The organism is Collimonas sp. (genome assembly GCF_039923675.1).
Taxonomy (GTDB): Bacteria; Pseudomonadota; Gammaproteobacteria; order Burkholderiales; family Burkholderiaceae_D; genus Collimonas.
In genome coordinates, this window is record NZ_JBDTCG010000019.1 from 1 (window position 1) to 19,381 (window position 19,381).

The window sequence follows — 19,381 nt, forward strand, 5'->3', positions numbered from 1 at the left end:
TCAGTCGTCGCCCAAAACAATATGCCGCCCTGGGCCTTGCCATCGCAAAGCGCGCTGTCGGGCATGCGCAGCCGGGAACTGACGCCCAAGGGTGGCAATGCCCCCGGTGGGCGCAGCGGGCATGTCGTTTTTGATGACTCACCCAAAAGCATCCAGACCCAGGTACGTAGCGACGCCCTGGACAGCCAGCTTTCGCTGGGAAACATTACCCGCATCGAAAATAATGCAGGCCGCCAGGACAAGCGCGGAAACGGCTTCGAGTTGAGATCAGATGGTCATGGCGTACTGAGAGCGCAAGGGATGTTGATCAGCACCGAAGCCCGACCCAAGGCACAAGCACATATCACCGACATGGGCGAAACAGTGGCACGCCTGACGCAAGCGCGCAGCACCGCCGAAAGCCTGTCTAACCTGGCGCAAGAACACGAGGCGCAGGACAAGGGCACCGATCAGAGCGATGTCAACAAAGCGATCAAATCGCAAAATGATGCGATCAAAGGCAGCGGCGGCGGCGATGGAGAATTTCCTGAACTGACGGAACCGCATTTGGTGGTGGCAAGTCCCAGCGGGATCGAGACGACATCCGGCGCATCTACCCACATCGCCAGCGCGGAGCACACGGCATTGACGGCAGGCAGTCATGTATCCATAGCGGCAGGCAAATCGTTCTTTGTCAGCGCAGCAGAAAAGCTCTCTCTGCTGGCCTATAAGCTAGGCATCAAACTAATCGCCGCCAGCGGCAAGGTGCAAATCCAGGCGCAAAACGACAGCATGGAATTGCTGGCGCAGAAGGTGGTCGACATCATCAGCACCCAGGACTGGATCAATCTACGCGCCAAGAAAGGTATACGCCTCAGCGGCGGTACGAGCGAATTTGTGGTCAGCGATGCCATCACCGGATTTACCGGCGGCGCGCATGTGGTTCATGCCGCCGATCACCAGACCATGGGACCGCAGGCCAAGTCGCCGCAGTTCCCCGGCTCCAAGCTTTGCCCCTCACAATCCGCTGGTGCCGCGCAGTCCGGCAGCGCCTCCGTGCCTTTGGGCTGATTGACTTACCTGTCACGAAATAAGCTAATGCGCGCTACCTTGCCCCCAAATGAAGTGATACGAACCGGCTTTCTGCTGGTTGACGCCTCCAATATTGACGACGAAACGTTTGCCGAACCACTACCGATGCTTCGCTGCACGCCGGGGACGCTGACAAACGCGGACGACCTCACTCCGCGATTAATCGACATCGCGGCGTTATCGCCAGCGCAGCAGGAAGACGCAACGGCGGCATTGCTGCGTGAAGCCGCTTCAAGCAGGCCGCCTGCCATCTGTGCATGGCTGGATAGCCCTCTAGATGCCGCTGCGCTGGCACGCCATATTGCGCGCTTCCTGGCAGGTCCTGGCGCAGAAGGTAGTTCTGTCTTTTGGCGTTACTACGACCCGCGTGTATTCTCGCTGGCGATGGCAGTATTTTTACCTGCACAAAAAGAAGCCCTGCTGGGACCGATTGCCGACTGGCGCTTCCCTTGGTGCCAGCATTGGTGGACCGTGCCAGGACCAGGGCGCGAAATCGACCCGTTGGGCGGATACAAATCGGCGTGGCCGACCAGCACGCAATGGCGAAGCCTCGATCACAGCGACCTGGTCGCACGTGTCTTTGTGCACATACATGACACACACAAGGCGCTTTCTGCCGCAGCGGTGCTACGTTATCAACGCGGGATTGATTTAGCGCTTATTGCTGGCAAACAGCATTTGAAGTTAACCGAGACCGATGAACTGGTAGAGTACGCGCTGCATAGCGCGCGCTATGGCGACGCCTTCCTGCGTCACCCAAAACTTGACACGGCATGGACCGATCTGGCGCAGGGAAAAACCAATTGGGTCGACCTGCAAGGACTGTTGGACCATCACGATTATCAAAAGCTGAATCAGGAATATCAGCTGCAACAGACGCACATGGGAGCAACCTAATGTATACGTGTAATTTTTGCGACAAAAAAGGCTTACTGATTTATCCGGTTCGTTATGCAGTGGCTTGCCCTGCGGGTGCCGCTGGGGTGCCTGCTTTGTCCGGTCACTTCAAGGTTGAAGATGCGCCACAAGACATTGGCACGGCCAAATATACTTTGCGCGCTCTGCGTGCAGGCTATCTTTATACCTATGATGAAAAACGTAGCCGCCTCAAAGCCTATATGGTGCTGCCCAAAGGTCACCTATGGAATTTCCCGGTGGAGTTCATGCCGCCTCGACCAGAAACGGTGCCTTTTTCATGCATAGTCCCCGGTGAAATCGTGCGTGCGCATTGTGTCGATATCCCGCATACGCCAGCCGATCCGGCTACCAATTTATGGATAGGCTGGTCCAGTGTGCTATGGACTAAAGCCTTAATAAAAAAGGCCGGTGATGCCGCCTGGCGCAAAAAGCATATGCAGTGCATCAACGTACCTGCGATGGTTGCTGGAAGTGCCGACCATACCGGTGAATTCAAAGCTAATTCGAACAAAATTTCCCATTTCGCCGCAGATGGCAACGCTATGCGTAAAGCTTTTGCGTTTAGCAATGTACCTACCGATGGCGAGATTGCGCAGCATAATTGGGCGTCAAGAATTGCTGACATCATGGCCGCGCAAGCGCCGCACAACAAAGGCTTCATCATCGCTGTCAATGATCCGGTCGGGATCACCAACGACTTGAGCGAATTAGTGGTGCCAGGTCTGGATTCTGGTTTTGACGAAAAGATGTATCACGCCAAGATGGTGGCCGATTTGCTTGAGGGGACAGAGAAAAGAGTAAGGGCGCAAGCGCGAGAAGATGTGGTTTTTACTGACGATGTGGCCAAAAATTCTGAAGGCAATCCAGATGGCGATGTATATGGCGCAACCAAAGATATCTGGGGCATGATTAAGGCAGGCGGTCCGACCGCCTACTACAACAAGAAAGAGCAAGACAAAAAGAAGTATGGTGCTGATCAGGGCGGGCGCCAGACCGCTGCTGAAGACAACGCGTGGGAAGAAATGACGCACGAAGACGGCAAACCGACATTGGACGAGAACCGTTTGAAGTCTTTCCCGGCAGAGTACGACGCTGCAGTTAAAGCTTTCCAGCCAACTTTCGACAAACTAGTCAACGCCCATGTCAACTGGCTCAAGAGCGAGCAATTGGCAAACTGGATGGACGGCGTGCACGACACAACCGACATACGCAGTGGCTACGCTTACAGCGAATCGATTGCTCAATGTGTCGGTAAAGCAGTGTGTAGTAAACCGTGTACGGATCAACTCGCCGCTTGGCTTAATAGCGGAAAATTGTCTGATACCCGTAATTTGTATGGTCGTGCGCTACTGTTTAATCAGAACGACATCATTGCAGGGACAGAACCACATCTCAAGGGTAGCGATATTCAATTTGAAAATATTCTGAATATCTACAAAGGAGCCCTTGATCGCGTCCCCAAGCCGGAAAAAGCTAAACTTATCGACAGGCTAGCGTTGACAACGGCCAATATCATTATCAAAGCAATCAGTGAGAGCAGTTTCACCGTCATGCGTGGACTGGCCATGGTACATCTCACACTACTTGGCGGCATCTCCGTCAAGGCTAGCAATATGAGCGCGAACGACCTGGCCAAATGGGCTATCGCCCAAGCTAAGGCGCAAGGTATCAAACTCGATACAAACAGGACACAAACCAGAAGTGATGCGCACAGTGAGGCAAGCAATAACGTTAAAAAACTTCCCGCAGATCGAAAGCTCATTGCGTATGAATTGGATATAGAAAAATTGGAGCAGGAGGGGCGCATCACGCCCGGAAGCATCAAAGGAATCAAGGTGCCCGGGATTGATGCGACTCAAAAATGGCTCGGTTCCTCCGCGCCTCAAGAGTTTCATCTTGGCGTGGTAACTGCGATCGTGCAACTTGTAGCGTTGGGTTTTGCGACTCAGGATCTGCTAAACAACGACAAATTTAACGAGAGAGAGACACGGACCAAGCTCGTAATTGCTATCGTCAGTCTAGGTGCGACGATCACTGACACCGTTGGTTCGACAGTCGAAAAATCGACAACGCATCCTCTGGCGGTATTTATTCGTAAACAATGGGCTATTGACGCTGAAGATGCGGCCAAATTTGCCAAAAATGCACGCATTATTGGAGCGGTAGCCGGTGTTGTAGCTGGACTCTATGATCTTTGCTTTAATACTCGAGAAGCATACGGCGATAAAAATTATACACTGATGGGTTTATATATCGCTAACGGCACCCTTGGAATTGGGATCGCCATTGCCGCCTATTTTGCGATTGGCGCGATTTTTTGGCCTTTATTGATTATTTCATTTATCGTCGGTATCGTGATTGCACTTGTCGGTAGTGGTCTTCTGAAATCTTGGATTTCGCGCTGCCATTTCGGTAAAAGCGAACATTACGACACTTTTGATGCGGAATTAAAAGCGTACAACCACGCCGTAGGAGCTTAACTGATGGATGAACGCGTATTTTTATATAAAACCGGTCAGCCTATACCTGCATGGGATTTACAACATCGGCTCTCGATTGACAAACCAGTTGGGCCGGAGTGTAAAGATGCTGCCACCACCTTTCGGATCAATTCGACTTACATGGACGTAACTGATCAGCCATATAGGGATCGGCAATGGCAGGCAGGAGGAGTACTTACTGCCTGCCTGGGCGTCGGAGCGCTTTTATGGCTAGTGGGATACATGCTTTGGAATCCTCCTGAAAAAATGGTTGCTGGATTGATTTTTCCTTGCTTAGTTATTTTTTTGGGGATCATCGCTTTTAGCTACGTCGCTTTCAGATTCGGTCGCGACGAATTTTTTGCACTCAAGCGCCGCCCGATCCGTTTCAACCGACAACAGCAAAAAATCTATACGATACGGCGGCGACGCTTCTTTGCAAAACCAGATGAAGGCGACATTACCTGGGAAGTCCCATGGAATGAAAAATCCATCTTTTGCATACACAAAGGGTCAAGCAATAATAGCAATTGCTACCACATTCGCCATTACGCGGTCGATGACAAGGGCAATGTGGCACGTGCCTTTGCTATAGGCCGAGAATGGCAAGGTCGTGCTAATCTGCAAGGACTACTGTCCCAATGGAACTACTGGTGCTGGTATATGAACCAGGGGCCGGCAAACTTGCCCAAGCCTGCATTGTTTTTTAGCGAGCATGAAAGTATCCGCGAAAGCTTCTTGTTTTGCATGTACGACTTCGGCATGCGCGCCAGTGCGACCTATCGCATCATCATGATGCCATTTATCTTATTGTTGACGAGTTATCGCCTGATGGCGCTCTGGACCTGTCGCGAACCCATCTGGCCAAAATCGGTAGAACAAGTCAGCAATGTCACAAGTGACGATGCCTATAATCAACCGCGTGGCGACACGCCAGTTGGCTGGGCAGAAACTGCTCTGGCACAGGAGCGGCACGACTATCCCTACGACCCCAAAATGGAATTGGGCAACTGGCATGGTGAAAAAGATGGTGCCGCCAATGCATCACTGTGGGCGGAAGACGTACCGCCCAAGATATAAGCAATCTCTGCAAAGGTTCTGATTATGAAAGATCAACACGGACGCGGCGTGATTCGCCTGGGCGACAAGACTTCGCATGGCGGCGAAGTGATTACTGCCAGCGATAATTTTAAAGTGCTGGGAATAGCTGTTGCGTTGGAAGGTCATATGACGATATGTCCGAAGTGCAAAGGCCAGTTTGCCATTCTGCCGGTGAACAGCACTCGCAAGCATCACGGCAAGGCGGTAGCCTATCACGACGATCCGACTGCCTGCGGTGCGACACTGATTTCGTCGCTGTAACTGAGGGAGTTGTGATCTGAAACAGAAGCGAATTATGCATGCGCCGGAAATGATCGGTATCCGGCGTGCCGAAAAGACGGCAACAAGGTATGCGCGCTGGGTGGTTAGCCGACTCACGTTTCCCTTTGATTGAAAGCTGAACACGCCAGCCACCAGCACATTTTACGAATGATGCCATTTATCTCTCCTCAGAAAAGCGGCGTATTACATCATAATGTGGGGAGGCGATGGGGAAAATGTGGGGAGTTGGTATCAGTAAAATACGGTTTTTAATGGTTTTTTGCGTATTTAGACCGGAATGCGAAAACGCCGCAGAACCTTATATTTACTTGGTTTGCGGCGTTTTATGCTATTTTATTACAATGTGTATTGGTGCCCGAGGCCGGACTTGAACCGGCACACCCTTACGAGCGAGAGATTTTAAGTCTCTTGCGTTAATGCGACTAAAACAGCGCTGAAATCAAATATTGTCTAACGTGCACATTGGTCAATGTTGGCACAATGATTAAATTACGAGCAGATAAATTAGGTTGAATTCGAGTTTATTCGTGTTTAGCTGGTCGCTCAGAATAAGACGTTCAGTGTGATTTTTTGGGGAAGATGGCGGGGAAGTTGATGGGGAAATCTTAGGGGAAACTAGGGTATGCCGAGGAGCATCTTCCCTATGAAACGGTGCCCGAGGTATACCCTGCATTACCCTTTATCCAAGTTCGAAACTTGTACTTCCCACCATTATTTTTTCAATAAAAACCAGCGAAATTTACATCCTCAGAGATTATTTTGGGATTGTTACGCTAGTTTTCGCCTCAATTTTCACCATTTCGCGGTCGGTAGTCCCTCCCCATTTTTAACGAGCTAAAAGCAGGCGCTATGCGGCAAGTGACGTCGTTATTTGGAAAATTCCATTTTTAAATTCGACGGATCGAACCTGTCATGGCAGCGGATCGTCGTTCCATGCGCAAGCACGCATGGCACGGCAGCGGATCGCATCTGGAGTTGCATATCGTCAATCATTGATTCTTGATCTTGCGCCACAGCGTGGTGCGGCTGATGCCGAGGTATTTGGCCGCCGCTTCGCGGTTGCCATCGAAACGGGCCAGAACTTGCGTGATGCTTTCAGAGGTCGCTGGTGCGGTGGTTGCGGTCTCTGGTGCAATTGCCGGTGTCGGCATCGAAGTCTGGATAAGTTCCGGCGCGACGCTGATGATGAAAGCGGGTGACAGCGCCTGCAACGGTTCGGCCGCAAGGAACAGCGCCAGTCTTTCCATCAGGTTGCGTACTTCGCGCGCATTGCCGGGCCAGTTGTAGGCGCTGAGCAAGGGCATGCAGGCAACGATTTCGGCATGCAGATTCGGGTGCGGACGGGCGCTCAGGGCGGCCAGCGCTTTTTTCAGGCACCATTCGGCCAGTGCGATCAGGTCGTCCGGGCGTTCACGCAGCGGCGCCAGCGTCAGGCGTAATACTGCCAGGCGATAAAACAGGTCGGCGCGGAAACGGCCTTCGCGAATGCGCTGTTCCAGGTCGCAATGGGTGGCGCTGATGATGCGTACATCGACCGGAATCGGCCGGGTGCCGCCGACGCGTACTACTTCGCGTTCTTCCAGTGCCCGCAGCAAACGGGTTTGCAGTGTCAGCGGCATTTCGCCGATTTCATCCAGAAACAGCGTGCCGCGATGGGCCGCTTCGAACACGCCCGCGTGTCCGCCGCGGCGCGAGCCGGTGAATGCCCCTTCTTCATAGCCGAACAGTTCCGACTCCAGCAGCGATTCCGCAATCGCGCCGCAATTGACCGCGACAAATGGCTTGTTGCCGATGAGCGCGCGCGGATTTTCGCGGTGAATCGCTTGCGCGACCAGTTCCTTGCCGGTGCCGGTTTCGCCTTGGATCAGCACCGTTGCCTGCGATTTGGCATACAGCACGATCGATTGGCGCAGGGTTTCCATCGCAGGCGAATCGCCGCGCAAATCGTTGACGCCATGTTTGGCGCGCAGCGTGTCGGCCACCGGCGCGCTGCGGCTGTGGCGCGATTCCAGGCGCGTCAGGCGCGCGATTTCCAGCGCATCGTCGAAGGCTTGGCGGATCGATGCTGCGGAATAGACGAATACCGCCGCCAGTCCGGCTTCTTCAGCCAGGTCGGTGATCAGGCCGGCGCCGACAATCGCCTTGACGCCGCTGGCCTTGAGTTCATTGATTTGCGCCCGCGCGTCTTCTTCGGTTGCATAGTTGCGTTGCTGAATGTTAACGCCGAAGGCGTTCTGGAATTCCTTGAGCGCCGGCATCGTCGACTGGTAAGTGATAATGCCGATGTCAGGAGTGATCCGGCGTGCGCGTGACAATGCCTGCAGCACATCGAAACCACTGGCCTTGGCGATCACGACCGGAACCGATAGCCGGCTTTTCAGATAGGCGCCGTTGGAGCCGGCGGCGATCACTGCATCGCAGCGCTCGGTTTCCATCCGTTGCCGGATGTAGCGCGCGGCCTCGTCGAATCCCAGATCGATAGGTTCGATCATCGCGCGGTCGTCGTATTCCAGCGTAATGTCACGAAACAGGTCGGCCAGGCGCGATACCGAGACAGTCCAGATCACTGGTTTGTCGCTGGGGTTGCCGGCATCGCTGGCATTACGTCGGTGAGGAGCTGGAGATTGCATGTTTCAAATATGTTTAACGGATGTGTTTCAATATCCCTGAATGTAACATGAATTGAAACAAATATTTTTCTTGTCTAGATATTTCAACAATGCGATTTACTATGATTTTATTTCGTAACTTATTGATTATGTTTGTTTAATCTTATATTTAACATGCCTGGCCGGTTCTTGCGCTTTGCTTGGCACGGTGATTGCTGTATATCTGAAAAGTCCCGTTGCAGATATCTGCATGAAACAAATTTCCCATCCATCAGGAGCAGGCATGAGTCAATATTCCGCAGGTGCGGCCTTCCGCAAGGCGATACAAGAAGAGTCCCCGTTACAGGTGATCGGCGCGATCAACGCGAATCACGCATTGCTGGCCAAACGCGCCGGTTTCAAGGCGATTTACCTGTCCGGTGGCGGCGTCGCTGCCGGTTCGCTCGGCTTGCCCGACCTCGGCATCTCCAATCTGGACGACGTACTGACCGACGTGCGCCGCATCACCGATGTCTGCGATTTGCCGTTGCTGGTCGATGTGGATACCGGTTTTGGCGCCAGCGCGTTCAATGTAGCGCGTACCGTCAAATCGATGATCAAGTTCGGCGCGGCAGCGATTCACATCGAGGACCAGGTCGGCGCCAAGCGCTGCGGCCACCGTCCGAACAAGGAAATTGTCAGCAAGCAGGAAATGGTCGACCGTATCAAGGCCGCAGTCGATGCCCGTACCGACGAGAATTTCGTGATCATGGCGCGTACCGATGCGCTCGCAGTCGAAGGGCTGGAATCCGCGCTGGATCGTGCGGTGGCCTGTGTCGAAGCCGGCGCCGACATGATCTTCCCGGAAGCGATTACAGAGCTGGCGATGTACCGGCAGTTTGCCGCCGCCGTCAAGGTGCCGGTGCTGGCCAATATCACCGAATTCGGCGCCACGCCGCTATTTACGGTTGAAGAGCTGAAGTCGGCCGATGTCGGCCTGGTGCTGTATCCGTTATCGGCCTTCCGTGCAATGAACAAAGCCGCTGAAAACGTGTACGCCGCGATCCGCCGCGATGGTACGCAAAAAAATGTGATCGACACCATGCAGACCCGCATGGAATTGTATGAGCGCATCAACTATCACGATTTCGAGCAACATCTGGATGCCTTGTTTGCGGCCCAGAAAAAATAAGATAACGTATAAATTAATTACATACCCGTTACACCGATTCTTTTCCGCCAGGAGATTAAAAAATGAGTGAAGCACAAGCACCCGCACAAACATCTGCATTCAAGGTAAAAAAATCCGTCGCGCTGTCCGGCGTGACCGCAGGTAACACTGCATTGTGTTCCGTCGGTAAAACCGGCAACGATCTGCACTATCGCGGTTACGACATCCTGGATATCGCCGACACCTGCGAGTTCGAGGAAATCGCCTATCTGCTGGTGCACGGCAAATTGCCGACTGCCGCCGAACTCAAAGGCTACAAGGCAAAACTGAAATCCTTGCGTGGCTTGCCGGCGAGCGTCAAGGCCGTGCTGGAAGCGCTGCCTGCCGCATCGCACCCGATGGACGTGATGCGTACCGGCGTCTCGGCGCTCGGCTGCACCTTGCCCGAGAAAGATGACCACAATGCACCGGGCGCGCGCGACATCGCCGACCGCCTGATGGCGTCATTCGGCTCCATGCTGCTGTACTGGTATCACTTCAGCACCAACGGCAAGCGCATCGAAGTCGAAACCGATGACGACTCCATCGGCGGTCATTTCCTGCACCTGCTGCACGGTGTGAAACCATCCGCCGCTTGGGAAAAAGCGATGCACGTCTCGCTGATTCTCTACGCAGAACACGAGTTCAATGCTTCCACCTTTGCCAGCCGCGTGATTGCCGGTACGGGCTCTGATTTTTACTCTGCGATCACCGGCGCGATCGGCGCCTTGCGCGGGCCCAAGCACGGCGGCGCGAATGAAGCCGCGTTCGAGATCCAGAAGCGTTACGACAATCCGGATGAAGCGGAAGCCGACATCCGGAGCAGGGTAGAGAACAAGGAAGTCGTGATCGGTTTCGGTCATCCGGTGTATACCGTGTCCGATCCGCGCAACAAGGTCATCAAGGAAGTCGCGCGCAAGTTGTCGGTGGAAGCGGGTTCGACTGCGATGTTCGATATCGCCGAGCGTCTGGAAAGCGTGATGTGGGACGCCAAGAAAATGTTCCCGAATCTGGACTGGTTCTCAGCTGTCTCGTATCACGTGATGGGCGTGCCGACTGCCATGTTTACGCCATTGTTCGTGATTTCCCGCACTTCCGGCTGGGCCGCGCACGTGATCGAACAGCGTATCGATAACAAGATTATTCGTCCGTCGGCCAACTATGTCGGTCCGGATAATCTGGAGTTCGTCCCTATTGGAAAACGCTAGTCATTTGAGCAGGAATGCCGGCCCGGATGCATTGCCATCCGGGCCGGCGCAAGTAAAGTTCAAAGCCCGTCCCTTGATCGCCACTCTCTTTCTTGACTGAACCATGAACACAGCAAACCGCAAACCACTGCCCGGCACCCGGCTGGATTTTTTCGATACGCGGGCCGCGGTCGATGCCATCCAGCCCGGCGCCTACGACAAGCTGCCGTACACCTCGCGCGTGCTGGCGGAAAACCTCGTGCGCCGTTGCGATCCTGCGGCCCTGACAGCATCCCTGAAACAGTTCATCGAGCGCAAACGCGACCTGGACTTTCCGTGGTTCCCGGCCCGTGTGGTGTGTCACGACATCCTGGGCCAGACCGCGCTGGTCGACCTTGCGGGTCTGCGCGACGCCATCGCCGCCCAAGGCGGGGATCCTGCCATGGTCAACCCGGTCGTGCCGACGCAGCTGGTGGTAGACCATTCGCTGGCAGTTGAATGCGGCGGCTTCGATGCTGACGCGTTCGATAAGAACCGCGCCATCGAAGACCGTCGTAACGAGGACCGCTTCGACTTCATCAACTGGACCAAGAAGGCGTTCAAGAACGTCGACGTGATCCCGCCGGGTAATGGCATCCTGCACCAGATCAACCTCGAGCGCATGTCGCCGGTGGTGCAGGTGAAAGATGGCGTCGCCTTCCCGGATACCTTGGTCGGCACCGACAGTCACACGCCGATGGTGGATGCGCTGGGCGTGCTCGCCATCGGCGTGGGCGGTCTGGAAGCCGAAAGCGTGATGCTGGGCCGCGCCTCATGGATGCGCCTGCCGGACATCATCGGCGTTGAACTGAGCGGCAAGCCGCAGCCGGGCATCACCGCGACCGACATTGTGCTGGCGCTGACCGAATTCCTGCGTGCGCAGAAGGTCGTATCCTCGTATCTCGAATTCTACGGTGAAGGCGCTTCCCACCTGACGTTGGGCGACCGCGCAACCATTGCCAACATGGCGCCGGAGTTTGGCTCCACCGCCGCGATGTTTTACATCGACGAACAAACCATCAAATACCTGAAGCTCACCGGGCGTGACGATGCGCTGGTCAAGCTGGTGGAAATCTACGCCAAGGAAACCGGCCTGTGGGCTGACAGCCTGAAGAACGCCGAGTACGAGCGCGTCATCAGGTTCGACCTGTCCTCCGTGGTGCGCAATATTGCCGGGCCATCCAATCCGCACAATCGCGTGCCGACCTCCGAACTGGCTGCGCGCGGTATCAGCGGCAAGGTAGAGAATGAGCCGGGCCTGATGCCGGATGGCGCAGTGATCATCGCCGCCATCACAAGCTGTACCAACACCAACAACCCGCGCAACATGATCGCTGCGGGTCTGTTGGCGCGCAATGCGAATGCGCGTGGCCTCACGCGCAAGCCGTGGGTAAAAAGCTCTCTGGCGCCGGGCTCCAAGACGGTCGCACTGTATCTGGAAGCCGCCGGCTTGCTACCGGAACTGGAAACACTGGGCTTCGGTGTAGTGGCCTTTGCTTGCACCACCTGCAACGGTATGAGCGGCGCGCTGGATCCGGTGATCCAGAAGGAAGTGCTGGAGCGCGATCTCTACGCCACCGCCGTCCTCTCCGGCAACCGTAACTTCGACGGTCGTATTCACCCCTACGCCAAGCAAGCCTTCCTCGCCTCGCCGCCACTGGTGGTGGCTTACGCGATTGCCGGCACCATCCGTTTCGATATTGAGAAAGATATCCTGGGTATCGACGCCGATGGCCATCCGGTGACACTGAAAGACATCTGGCCGTCCGATGAAGAAATCGACGCCATTGTCGCCTCCAGCGTCAAGCCGGAACTGTTCCGCAAGGTCTACGAGCCGATGTTTGCTGTGGTTGCCGATAACGGCGAGAAAGTCAGCCCGCTGTACGACTGGCGTCCGCAGACTACCTATATCCGTCGCCCGCCATACTGGGAAGGTGCACTGGCTGGCGTGCGCGCGATGAAAGGCATGCGTCCACTGGCGGTGTTGGGCGACAACATCACCACCGATCACCTGTCGCCGTCGAACGCCATCATGCTCGATAGCGCGGCAGGCGAGTACCTGGCCAAGATGGGGCTGCCTGAGGAAGACTTTAATTCCTACGCCACTCATCGCGGCGATCACCTCACTGCTCAGCGCGCGACCTTCGCCAATCCCACTCTGAAGAATGAAATGGTGCGTGAGGGGGGGCAACTGAGCGGCAAGGTAAAAGCAGGCTCGCTGACTCGCATGGAACCGGACGGCAAGATCACTCGCATGTGGGAAGCCATCGAGATCTACATGGAACGCAAGCAGCCGCTAATCGTGATTGCTGGCGCCGATTACGGCCAGGGCTCCTCACGTGACTGGGCCGCCAAAGGCGTGCGCCTGGCAGGTGTGGAAGCCATCGCGGCAGAAGGCTTTGAGCGCATCCACCGCACCAATCTGGTCGGCATGGGCGTGCTGCCGCTGGAGTTCAAGCCCGGCGTCAACCGCAACACTTTGAGCATCGACGGTAGCGAAACCTTCGACGTGATTGGCGAACGCACTCCGCGTACGACGCTGACGCTGGTCATCAACCGCAAGAACGGCGAGCGCGTGGAGGTGCCCGTGACCTGCCGTCTTGATACAGCGGAAGAAGTGTCGATCTATGAAGCCGGCGGCGTGCTGCAGCGTTTCGCTCAAGATTTCCTCGAATCCTCATCGGCTTCGACGACGGCTGCCTGAAAAAGTACTAATTCATCACGGTTCTGTGCGGCCCGGAGATGATCCGCACAGACTAACCAGGACAACACAACCATGGCCCACGTACCCCAGATCAAGATTGCCGCCACTTACATGCGTGGCGGCACCAGCAAAGGCGTGTTCTTTCGCCTGCAGGACCTGCCCGAAGCAGCGCAGGTGCCCGGTGCGGCGCGTAATGCGTTACTGTTGCGCGTCATCGGCAGCCCGGACCCTTACGGCAAACAGATTGACGGCATGGGCGCGGCGACCTCGAGCACGAGCAAGACGGTCATTCTGTCGAAAAGCAGCAAGCCCGGCCACGACGTCGATTACCTGTTCGGTCAGGTGGCCATCGACAAAGCATTTGTCGACTGGAGCGGCAATTGCGGTAATTTGTCTGCCGCGGTTGGTTCATTCGCGATCAGCAGCCGCTTGGTTGACGCCAATCGCATTCCGCAAAACGGCATGGCGACCGTGCGTATCTGGCAGGCGAACATCGCCAAGACCATCATTGCGCATGTGCCCGTCACCAATGGCGCTGTACAGGAGACGGGTGACTTCGAGCTCGACGGTGTTGCTTTTCCCGCAGCGGAAGTACAGCTTGAATTCATGGCGCCGGCAGCCGACGAAGAGGGCGAAGGCGGGTCAATGTTCCCCACTGGGAATCTGATCGACGACCTCGAGGTTCCGGGAGTCGGCACGCTCAAGGTCACCATGATCAATGCGGGCATTCCGACCATCTTCGTGAACGCGGAGGCGCTGGGCTATACGGGCACCGAACTACAGGACGCCATCAATGCCGATGCCGAGGCATTGACCAGGTTCGAGACCATTCGCGCGTATGGTGCGTTACGCATGGGCCTCATCAAGCACATCGACGAGGCCGCTAATCGCCAGCATACCCCGAAGGTGGCGTTCGTCGCCAAGCCAGCCGCCTACGTTTCCTCCAGTGGCAAACAGGTCGCCGCCGCCGATATCGACTTGCTGGTGCGCGCGCTGTCCATGGGCAAGCTGCATCACGCCATGATGGGAACAGCAGCCGTCGCCATTGGCGCAGCGGCTGCGATACCGGGCACGCTGGTGAACCTCGCCGCAGGCGGTGGCGCCAAAAGCGCGGTCCGCTTCGGACACCCTTCAGGCACCTTGCGGGTGGGTGCGGAAGCCAGTCAGGAAAACGGCGAATGGAGTGTGACCAAAGCCATCATGAGCCGCAGCGCCCGGGTGCTGATGGAGGGATGGGTGCGCGTGCCAGGTGATGCGTTTTGAACGAACGAAATTGACTACGCGCAGAGTGGCGGCGCAAACCGGACCGAGCGGGGCGCATTGAAGATCCGCAATCGGAACCGCGAGGCGGAAGCGGTCAGATTTTTCTGATACCGATTGGTGTAATATCGAAATATCTTTGCATTTCGCGAAAATGAAATGGTGATTATTTATGTCAAAAATCCCGATCGGGCGCCGGGTGACAGACAGGGGTGGGGCCATCCCCGTGTATTTCATTGGCGTGGACGAAAAGCTCGACGACCCCGAAACCTTCAGCGCCCGCGAGTTTGCGCAAGCGCTCTTGTCATGACTAAGCTATGACCACCATGGTGCGCACGGGGGTTCTTACCGGCTACTTTGAGGTGGCCCGGCAGATCGGATTCAACCCGCGGGCCGTGCTGCAAAAATTTGGATTGACCCGCACGCTGCTGGAAAACCGCGACCAACAGATTCTCTTGAGTAAGGCAGTGGGTATTCTGGAAGGCACGGCGCAAGAGTCCGGCAATATGGGCTTTGGGCTACAGATGGCCGAGTTGCGGCAACTGGCCGATATGGGCGGTGTGAGTCTGGTGCTGGCCCATCAGCGCAACTTGCGCGATGCCCTGCAGACCACCATCCAGTACCGCCACCTGCTGAACCCGTCCTTGGCATTGTTTGTCGAGAACGCTGGCGATACGGTTATCATCCGTGAAGAAATCGTGACCGATATACCTGTACCCACACGCCAGGCTACCGAACTCGCGATCGGCGTGATGTTTCGCCTTTGCGGGACCCTGGCGGGAGCCCAATGGCATCCGCGCAGCGTCAACTTCACACACGACGCACCTACCGATCTGCAATTGCACCGGCGCTTTTTCCGTTGCCCCGTTGTTTTTGGCAGCGAATTCAACGGCATCGTCTGCAACGCCTCGGATCTTGACCTTGCCAACCCCATGGCAGACCCCGCGATGGCCAGCTACGCCCAGCGGTTTCTGGAGACGATGCCGAGAGCATCCGAACCGTCCATCCTGATGGAAGTGCGCAAAGCCATCTATCTGCTGCTGCCCATGGAGCGTGCCACGATTGAACAAATCGCCCAGGCCCTTGGAATGAACGTACGCACTATGCAGCGACGGCTGGAAGATGCCGGGGAAAATTTCTCTGCCCTCATCAATGGTGTACGCCGCGATCTGGTCGTACGCTACATGGAGAATCCGCGCTACTCCGTCGGACGGATCGCGGCGCTGCTGGGCTACGGCGCGCCAAGCTCGTTTACCCGGTGGTTCATTTCGCAGTTTGGCGTTGCGCCGGCGGTGTGGCGAGTAAAAAAGGGGCTGGCAACAGGCAACCGCTTTAAGCAACCTCACTAACGGTTGCGCTGGGCGTCTCCAATGCCTCTTGCGCCACGCAGATATCCTTTTTGTGCTGCGCGCGGGCGACTCTTTGAACGCCGCGGCCGTCATCAACGTTCCAGCATCTGGATGAATTGCTCGGCCTGTGGCCACACGCCAAACCCCGAAGCGGGATTGAGGTGACCCACCGCGCCCAGATTCACCAGCTCGCTGTCCCAATCGCGCGCCATCAGCTCAACGCTTTCCAGGGAGGCCAAGGGGTCGTTGGTGCTGGCAGCCACGATGCTCCTGAACGTCAATGCTTTGCGTGGCAGGGGCAGCCAGCCATTGGCTTCCAGCACCTCCAGTGCCGGGTAACCGGCAGGCAGCGGTGTTGCAAAGTCCGGCGCCGCCGCCAGCAAGGCGCCTTGAATATCCGCGGCGTACTTTTGCGCCCAATGCACCAGCATGACGACCCCGCCACTGTGCGCCACCACAATCACCGGCCCGTCAATCTTTCTCATGGTGCGCTCAATGGCTTGCACGCGGGCTTCACAACTCAGCTTGTCAGTTTCCAATGGCGGCACGGAAACCACTTTGCGCACCGTGGAGAGCTTGGTTTCCAGATGTGTCTGCCAGTGATCGGCAACGTGATCACGCAGGCCGGGAACTATCAGAATGGTTGGTTCTTTTTGTGTATTCATGTCGACCTCACTTCAATAACGGCAGCTTCAGGCTTGCCAGAAACACGATTTCACCCATCAACGGTGCGGCCGATTTACATCGTGCCGGCATTCAACCCGCAGCATGAGCAGTCGCGCATTGGGTTACATCCAGGGCAATGCCAGACACCGGGGCGGCATCGGCCTCGTAGCTGCGTGCCGCGGCCATGAAGAACGCTGCGGCCAATATGCTGAATGCGGGAATCACCGCCATGGCGTGCTGCAAGCCCCACATATCGGATAGCACCCCCACGAGGAAGGGCCCTACGGCAAGACCGAGCAGATTCTGAAACAGCGACAACACGGCTGCACCGGTGGAGCGTAAGCCTGGATGGACGACGTCCATTAGCACGCCAACCACGACTCCCACCGAACAGGTCATGAAAAACCCGCCCGCGATGATCAGCTTGAGCTGCGCAGGGCCCGCCAGCGGAGCATTGAATGCGTACGTCAATATCACCAGCGAAACCAGGCACAACAAGCTCAGCATCGGCAACTTGCTGTGAGGTCGGCGGATGGACAGCCGATCAATCACCACGCCCCACAGGAAGCCGCCGAATGCACCCGCCAAAATCACCAGCGCCGCTTGTTTTCCCGCCTGGTCCGGTGCCATGCCGTGAAAGCGGTTAAGATAACTCGGCAGCCATGACCAGATGGCCGACACCACCAGCACTTGCATCGCTTGCCCTATGCAGATCCAACGCAAAGTGGGAGTGCGTGCGAGGGTGTTAAAGATGTGTTTGAGCGTGCCGCCGATGGACTGCGTGACCTGATTGAGCTTCGGCGTGAGTGCCACCGTTTTGTAGTCACGCACCAGCAAATACAGCAAAGCCAGCACCAGCCCGGGTACACCCACCACGCCGAAGGCGGCTTTCCAGCCCCACTTGGCGGCGATCACGCCGCCCAGCACCACCCCGAACACCGAGCCCAGCGAAGCGGCAGCAAACAAGGCCCCCATCAGTGCGCCGCGCATTCGCTTGGGAAATACGTTGGAAAGCAGCGCAGAGCCCACCGAACCGTAGCCCGTTTCGCCCAAACCCACCACCGCCCGCGCGCCAAACAGTTGTGCGTAGTTGCCTGCGAACATGCAGTAGATGGTGGCCAGACTCCAGGTGGTGGCCATGACAACAATGCTCTTGACGCGGCTCAACCGGTCTGCCAGCAATGCCACGGGGATGCCCCCCATGGCCACCACGATGGAGATGATGGACACCAGCCCGCCCAATTGCTTGTCGCTCAGATTCCATGCGGCCTTGATATGCGGGAAGAGCGACACGATCACCTGCCGGTCCATGTAGTCGAACAGCATGAGGGCAAAGGTCATGGCAAACGCGAACCAGGCTTGTTTTTTTTCGATCAGATAGCCGGTTTCCGGGGGCGACCCGGTTGTGGTCAAAGGGGGCATCATTTTTTTGTCTCCTGTTTTTTTTATAGTGTCAGACGACTTCAGGCTGTCTTGCGCAAGAAGCCTTGATGGGCGCCATTGCGGTTGGGAGCGAAGCCATTGGCCTGCAGGCTTTCTTCCGCCGTGTCGTAGAAGACGCCGATTTTGCTGATCTCGCGCGCCTGTTCGGCGGTAGCCACCTCGCGGCCGAATTCGCGCGACATGCGCACCAGTTGCTCGATCTGCGCAACGGTGGACATTTTTTCCGTTTGCGCCTGGTTCCAGATGTTGTCCTCGATGCCGCAGCGCACATGTAGGCCCATCGCAATGCCCATCATGTTGACCGGCAGCACGTTGCGCATCGAGCTTTCCACCGTGACCACCGCGCCGTCCGGCACGGCACGCATGAAATTGGCCAGCGTGTAGATATTAGGCACGTCCATGCCGCCGCCGATCGCCACCCAGTTCATAACCAGCGGACCATTGTAGATGCCGCGTCGCATCAACCGCTCTACCGAGTCGAAGCTGTTGCTGTTGTAGCACTGGAAGGCGCTCTGGATGCCTGCGGCCGTCAGGCGCCGGACGTGCTCCTCCACCCAGCCTGGCTGCGCCGGCACCGTCATCTCCTTGTAGGCGTTGTAGACGGCAGGATCTGCCATCGAGGTGCCTCTGGTGTCTTTGTAATCCCAGTGCTCGACGACGTTCATCTGCGAGGTGTTCACCGTGACCGTGACCTGGTCTGGCTTAGGATCGAGCTCGGCCAGCATATGGCGCGTATCGTCGCTCAGCCACTTGGCAGCGGCGCCCTCCGATTCCGGTGCGAAGCTGATCGAGCCCCCCACCTGAATGATCATCTTTGGCACGGCATTGCGCACGCCGGCGATCAGTTCGTTGAACTTGGACAGGCGCTTGCTGCCCTTGCCGTCGAGTTCGCGCACATGCAGGTGCAGCACTGTGGCGCCGGCGTTGTAGCAATCCACAGCCTTTTGGATCTGTTCGTCCATGGTGAGCGGAATGTCCTCGGGGAAATCGGAGGGCACCCACGACGGTGCATAAGGGGCCGCTGTGATGATCAGGGGCTGCTGGTTTTCGGTAAAGAGGTGGCCGTCAAGGAAGTTCATTGGG

General features: G+C 56.5%; 14 protein-coding genes. 10 read left to right on the forward strand and 4 right to left on the reverse strand.

Annotation, left to right across the window (positions count from 1 at the left end; genetic code table 11):
• From ABI171_RS05040 to ABI171_RS05060, 5 genes are all read left to right on the forward strand, one after another.
• On the forward strand, nt 1–1,050 hold a 1,050-nt coding region (locus ABI171_RS05040; RefSeq protein WP_348091518.1), incomplete at its 5' end, for a DUF2345 domain-containing protein.
• 27 nt (nt 1,051–1,077) lie between these two features.
• Complete coding sequence (locus ABI171_RS05045) at nt 1,078–1,968, forward strand: DUF4123 domain-containing protein (protein WP_348091519.1); 891 nt, start codon at nt 1,078–1,080, stop codon at nt 1,966–1,968.
• Nucleotides 1,968–4,469, forward strand: a complete 2,502-nt coding sequence (locus ABI171_RS05050) for a T6SS effector BTH_I2691 family protein (protein ID WP_348091520.1) — start codon at nt 1,968–1,970, stop codon at nt 4,467–4,469. The genes ABI171_RS05045 and ABI171_RS05050 overlap by 1 nt, the downstream gene beginning before the upstream one ends.
• Nucleotides 4,470–4,472: 3 nt before the next feature.
• Nucleotides 4,473–5,549 carry a DUF6708 domain-containing protein gene (locus tag ABI171_RS05055; protein WP_348091521.1) on the forward strand — a complete coding sequence of 359 codons (1,077 nt, stop codon included), beginning with the start codon at nt 4,473–4,475 and terminating at the stop codon, nt 5,547–5,549.
• Nucleotides 5,550–5,573: 24 nt separating this feature from the next.
• Nucleotides 5,574–5,831 carry a PAAR domain-containing protein gene (locus ABI171_RS05060; protein WP_348091522.1) on the forward strand — a complete coding sequence of 86 codons (258 nt, stop codon included), beginning with the start codon at nt 5,574–5,576 and terminating at the stop codon, nt 5,829–5,831.
• Between the two features lie 1,010 nt (nt 5,832–6,841).
• Here ABI171_RS05060 and prpR read toward each other — a convergent pair.
• The gene (gene prpR, locus ABI171_RS05065) at nt 6,842–8,482 is read right to left on the reverse strand and encodes a propionate catabolism operon regulatory protein PrpR (protein ID WP_348091523.1); all 1,641 of its coding nucleotides are present in this window, start codon (nt 8,480–8,482) and stop codon (nt 6,842–6,844) included.
• Between the two features lie 262 nt (nt 8,483–8,744).
• Between prpR and prpB the strand changes: the two genes are divergently transcribed.
• From prpB to ABI171_RS05090, 5 genes are all read left to right on the forward strand, one after another.
• Entirely contained in the window at nt 8,745–9,632 is an 888-nt protein-coding gene (prpB, locus tag ABI171_RS05070; RefSeq protein ID WP_348091524.1) for a methylisocitrate lyase, read from the forward strand.
• 62 nt (nt 9,633–9,694) lie between these two features.
• The gene (prpC, locus tag ABI171_RS05075) at nt 9,695–10,858 is read left to right on the forward strand and encodes a 2-methylcitrate synthase (protein ID WP_348091525.1); all 1,164 of its coding nucleotides are present in this window, start codon (nt 9,695–9,697) and stop codon (nt 10,856–10,858) included.
• Between the two features lie 103 nt (nt 10,859–10,961).
• Nucleotides 10,962–13,580, forward strand: coding sequence for a Fe/S-dependent 2-methylisocitrate dehydratase AcnD (gene acnD, locus ABI171_RS05080; RefSeq protein WP_348091526.1), 2,619 nt, complete (start codon nt 10,962–10,964; stop codon nt 13,578–13,580).
• 72 nt (nt 13,581–13,652) lie between these two features.
• The gene (prpF, locus tag ABI171_RS05085; RefSeq protein WP_348091527.1) at nt 13,653–14,843 is read left to right on the forward strand and encodes a 2-methylaconitate cis-trans isomerase PrpF; all 1,191 of its coding nucleotides are present in this window, start codon (nt 13,653–13,655) and stop codon (nt 14,841–14,843) included.
• A 314-nt stretch (nt 14,844–15,157) separates the two neighbouring features.
• A complete protein-coding gene (locus ABI171_RS05090; protein WP_348091528.1) occupies nt 15,158–16,189 on the forward strand; it encodes an AraC family transcriptional regulator in 1,032 nt (343 codons plus the stop codon).
• 92 nt (nt 16,190–16,281) lie between these two features.
• Here ABI171_RS05090 and ABI171_RS05095 read toward each other — a convergent pair whose 3' ends face one another.
• The 3 genes from ABI171_RS05095 to ABI171_RS05105 all read right to left on the reverse strand — a co-directional run bounded on the left by ABI171_RS05095 (nt 16,282) and on the right by ABI171_RS05105 (nt 19,377).
• On the reverse strand, nt 16,282–16,854 hold the full coding sequence (locus ABI171_RS05095) for an alpha/beta hydrolase (protein WP_348091529.1): 573 nt from the start codon (nt 16,852–16,854) through the stop codon (nt 16,282–16,284).
• A 91-nt stretch (nt 16,855–16,945) separates the two neighbouring features.
• Nucleotides 16,946–18,280 (reverse strand): MFS transporter, encoded by a 1,335-nt coding sequence (locus tag ABI171_RS05100; RefSeq protein ID WP_348091530.1) that lies wholly within the window; start codon nt 18,278–18,280, stop codon nt 16,946–16,948.
• A gap of 38 nt (nt 18,281–18,318) precedes the next feature.
• Entirely contained in the window at nt 18,319–19,377 is a 1,059-nt protein-coding gene (locus ABI171_RS05105) for a 3-keto-5-aminohexanoate cleavage protein (RefSeq protein ID WP_348091531.1), read from the reverse strand.
• Nucleotides 19,378–19,381 lie beyond the last annotated feature (4 nt).

Bases quoted from the DNA above. Each gene is read 5' to 3' on its own strand.
- ABI171_RS05045 (WP_348091519.1), top strand. From the start codon at position 1,078: ATGCGCGCTACCTTGCCCCCAAATGAAGTGATACGAACCGGCTTTCTG.
- ABI171_RS05050 (WP_348091520.1), top strand. From the start codon at position 1,968: ATGTATACGTGTAATTTTTGCGACAAAAAAGGCTTACTGATTTATCCG.
- ABI171_RS05055 (WP_348091521.1), top strand. From the start codon at position 4,473: ATGGATGAACGCGTATTTTTATATAAAACCGGTCAGCCTATACCTGCA.
- ABI171_RS05060 (WP_348091522.1), top strand. From the start codon at position 5,574: ATGAAAGATCAACACGGACGCGGCGTGATTCGCCTGGGCGACAAGACT.
- prpR (WP_348091523.1), bottom strand. From the start codon at position 8,482: ATGCAATCTCCAGCTCCTCACCGACGTAATGCCAGCGATGCCGGCAAC.
- prpB (WP_348091524.1), top strand. From the start codon at position 8,745: ATGAGTCAATATTCCGCAGGTGCGGCCTTCCGCAAGGCGATACAAGAA.
- prpC (WP_348091525.1), top strand. From the start codon at position 9,695: ATGAGTGAAGCACAAGCACCCGCACAAACATCTGCATTCAAGGTAAAA.
- acnD (WP_348091526.1), top strand. From the start codon at position 10,962: ATGAACACAGCAAACCGCAAACCACTGCCCGGCACCCGGCTGGATTTT.
- prpF (WP_348091527.1), top strand. From the start codon at position 13,653: ATGGCCCACGTACCCCAGATCAAGATTGCCGCCACTTACATGCGTGGC.
- ABI171_RS05090 (WP_348091528.1), top strand. From the start codon at position 15,158: ATGACCACCATGGTGCGCACGGGGGTTCTTACCGGCTACTTTGAGGTG.
- ABI171_RS05095 (WP_348091529.1), bottom strand. From the start codon at position 16,854: ATGAATACACAAAAAGAACCAACCATTCTGATAGTTCCCGGCCTGCGT.
- ABI171_RS05100 (WP_348091530.1), bottom strand. From the start codon at position 18,280: ATGATGCCCCCTTTGACCACAACCGGGTCGCCCCCGGAAACCGGCTAT.
- ABI171_RS05105 (WP_348091531.1), bottom strand. From the start codon at position 19,377: ATGAACTTCCTTGACGGCCACCTCTTTACCGAAAACCAGCAGCCCCTG.